4 protein-coding genes are annotated in these 3243 nt (G+C 56.0%); all 4 read left to right on the top strand.

From position 1 onward, the window contains the following. On the top strand, positions 1–745 hold a 745-nt coding region (locus JRI89_17335), incomplete at its 5' end, for an ABC transporter ATP-binding protein (protein ID MBW2072994.1). Next, positions 732–1445 carry an ABC transporter ATP-binding protein gene (locus JRI89_17330; protein ID MBW2072993.1) on the top strand — a complete coding sequence of 238 codons (714 nt, stop codon included), beginning with the start codon at positions 732–734 and terminating at the stop codon, positions 1443–1445. The genes JRI89_17335 and JRI89_17330, both read left to right, overlap by 14 nt. 26 nt (positions 1446–1471) lie before the next feature. Continuing rightward, a complete protein-coding gene (locus tag JRI89_17325) occupies positions 1472–2620 on the top strand; it encodes an ABC transporter substrate-binding protein (protein MBW2072992.1) in 1149 nt (382 codons plus the stop codon). A gap of 194 nt (positions 2621–2814) precedes the next feature. Further along, a partial coding sequence (locus JRI89_17320) for a urocanate hydratase (protein MBW2072991.1) occupies positions 2815–3243 on the top strand: 429 nt, incomplete at its 3' end.

The following is a 3243-nucleotide window of genomic DNA, read 5'->3' as shown; positions in this document are numbered from 1 at the left end:
CGGGAGGTCTTCTGGGCGAGAAGAGCATTCTGCGGCGGACCTTGCTTCCGGTGTTCAAGAGGACAGGGTGGGCATGCTTGGACTCATCGGCCCGAACGGTGCCGGCAAGACAGTGTGCTTCAACCTTATCTCCGGGGTGTACAGACCAACCAGGGGCAAGATCTATTTCGAAGGCAGACGGATTGACAGGCTTGCCGCCCATCAGATAGCCGCCCTCGGGGTGGGACGCACCTTTCAGATTGTCAGGCCGTTTTCCTCCCTCACAGTGTTGGAAAATGTTATTGTGGCCCTTGGCGTAGACAAGTACAGTACTCATGCCAGGATATGGTCTTCCTGGACCACCAGAAAAGAAAAGAAAGCGGCTCTGCATCTACTCGAAAGGGTGGGTCTGGTAGAATTGGCAGGCAGGAAGGCCGGGCTTCTGCCCCTCGGCCATCTGCGGAGGCTGGAGATCGCTCGTGCCCTGGCAACGGGGCGCAAGCTGCTCCTCCTGGACGAATGTTTTTCTGGGCTGCGTCATGAGGAGATCAGCCAGCTGGAGCACCTCATTGCCAGCATCAGGGATGACGGTATGGCCCTGCTGCTCATCGAACACAACATGCGGGTGGCTATGGGTTTGAGCGACCGGATGGTGGTGCTCGACCACGGCGCCAAGATTGCCGAGGGAGTTCCTGCAGCCGTCAGAAGGGATCCTGTGGTAATAGAGGCTTATCTCGGTCAGGGGGCTTCCTATGACGCTGCTTGAGGTTGGCGATCTGCATGTCTCGTACGGCGACATCCATGCGGTGCACGGCGTGAATTTCTCTGTTGACCAGGGTGAACTGGTCTCTATCATCGGGGCCAATGGTGCTGGCAAGAGCTCTATTCTCAACGGCATCATGGGAGTGGTGCCGGCTGACAGGGGTAAGATTCGTTTCAAGGGAAAAGAGATTTCATCCTATGCCGCCCACCAGAGGGCAAGGAGCGGCATACGGCTGGTGCCTGAACGAGCCAGAGTTTTTCCGCGGCTTACAGTGTACGAAAATCTATTGACAGGAGCATACGGTTTGCGGAAAACTTTCTCATTAGAAGAGCAGCTGGCATGGCTCTATGATCTCTTTCCCATTTTGCAAGAGAGAAGGGAGCAGTTGGCCCGCACACTTTCAGGGGGAGAACAGCAGCAGCTCGCCATAGCAAGGGCATTGATAGCTGATCCACAACTCCTGCTGGTGGATGAAGTTTCCATGGGACTCATGCCGAAGCTCGTGGAGCGGGTATTCGATCTCTTGAAACGCCTCAATCAGGAGCGGCAGCTCAGTATTCTCCTGGTGGAGCAGAACGCCCTTGCCTCCCTGCAGATTTCTGCTCGAGCTTATGTACTGGAAACGGGAAGCATTGTGCTTCACGGTGAGGCCCAGGCACTCATGGAGGATCCACGGGTGAGGGAAGCGTATCTGGGACTATAGATGTGAACATACAGGAGGTGACAGTTATGCGAGGCATCAAGACATTCATGTTGGCTCTACTGGTTGGCTGTATGGCGGTCGGTACTGCAGGGGCCGCCGATACCGTGAAGATTGGGCTGCTGGCACCGCTCACAGGATTTGCGGCAGCCGACGGGCTCAGCGTGCTCAACTCGGTGAAGCTTGCCGTCGAGCGTGTGAACAAGGAGGGTGGAGTTCTCGGCAAGAAGGTGGAGTTGGTGGTCTACGATGACCGGGCGGACGGCAAAGAGGCCGTAGCCCTGGCCCATAAACTGATCGAACAGGACCAGGTTGTGGCTGTGGTGGGGGGGTCATACAGTACTCCCAGCCGCGCTGCTGCTCCCATCTTTCAAGAAGATGAAGTGCCATTTGTGGCAGCCTATGCGGTTCACCCAGATATAACCAAGGCAGGAGACTATTGCTTCCGCAACGGCTTCCTGGGGATTGTCGAAGGAAAGGCGGCCGGTTATGTGGCGGTGAAACTCCTGAAGAAAAAACGCCTTGCAGTACTCACGAGCGACAATGACTTCGGCCGCACCCTGGCCGCAGGGTTTGGCCAGTACACAGCCACTGCTCCTGAGGCGAAGATCATCTACCAGCAGGCCTATCCTTTCAAAGAGAAGGATTTCAAGCCCTATCTTTCCAAGATAAAAGAACTCGGACCTGATCTGATTTTTGCCAGCGGCTACTATTTTCAGAGCGGCCCCATGATCAAGCAAGCACGCGAGATGGGCATCACCACACCCTTCCTGGGAGAAGAGGGGGCTGATTCGCCAAAATTTCTGGAAATTGCCGGCCCGGCAGCCGAAGGTTTCATGATCGTAACCAACCTGAACCGGGACGACCCCAGGCCGGAGGTGCAGGCATTTCTAAAGGAATATCGCAAGAGATACAACATCCAGCCGGATATGGTGGGAGCCTCTGCCTATGACGCCTTCATGATCATCTGTGACGCTGTGAAAAGAGCAGGCAGCGTCAAGGGCAAGGCAGTGCGAGACGCCATCGCCTCGACGCACGGATTTAATGGCCTCACCGGCATGATCAAGGGGTTTACCAAGACAGGTGAGGTGGTGAAAGAGGTGCAGGTACAGGTAGTGAAAAACGGTGAGTTCAGACACTTTGGCGTAGTTCGAGACCTGAAACTGATTACGCCCTGACCAGGTTGATTCCTGGTTCCCTTTCTTCGATCTGTTCGGGGAAGGGTGGCAGCGCCAGGGGGGCCAATCGTTCTTTGTTGGCTGAACAAACCAGAGCAGCAGGGAGACTGCAGAAACTGGAGCGCCCGGAGGGGGCCGCCAGCACCGAGTTACAGCTGGCTCCCCCGGGGGGCTCTACAGTTGGGAGAGGGAAGATGTTTACCAATGAAGACATTGCCGGGGCGATGCGCATCAAACTTCCAGAGACCCTGCCGGAGATGCCTGCATTCATTGAAGGTATAAGGCGAGCACCAGATCGCGGCTTTCGTCTTTCCCGGAGACAGACCGAGATTGCCCTGAAAAACAGCCTACGCTATGTTCCAGAGGCGCTTCATGAGGAGCTTGCCCCCGAGTTTCTCAACGAATTGCTCACCAGGGGCAAAATATACGGCTACCGCTACCGCCCGGCGGGAAACATCAAGGCCAGGCCAATTGACGACTACCGCGGCAAGTGTCTGGCAGGCAAGGCGCTGCAGCTGATGATCGACAACAATCTGGACTTCGAGGTGGCTCTCTATCCCTATGAGCTCGTCACCTATGGAGAGACGGGCCAGGTCTGTCAGAACTGGATGCAGTACAGGTTG

The organism is Deltaproteobacteria bacterium, assembly GCA_019309045.1.
Classification (GTDB): Bacteria; Desulfobacterota; Syntrophobacteria; order BM002; family BM002; genus JAFDGZ01.
This window is presented reverse-complemented; position numbering and strand designations above follow the sequence as displayed.

Excerpts from the sequence above, each read along its gene's own strand:
- JRI89_17330 (MBW2072993.1), top strand. The coding sequence starts at position 732 with ATGACGCTGCTTGAGGTTGGCGATCTGCATGTCTCGTACGGCGACATC.
- JRI89_17325 (MBW2072992.1), top strand. The coding sequence starts at position 1,472 with ATGCGAGGCATCAAGACATTCATGTTGGCTCTACTGGTTGGCTGTATG.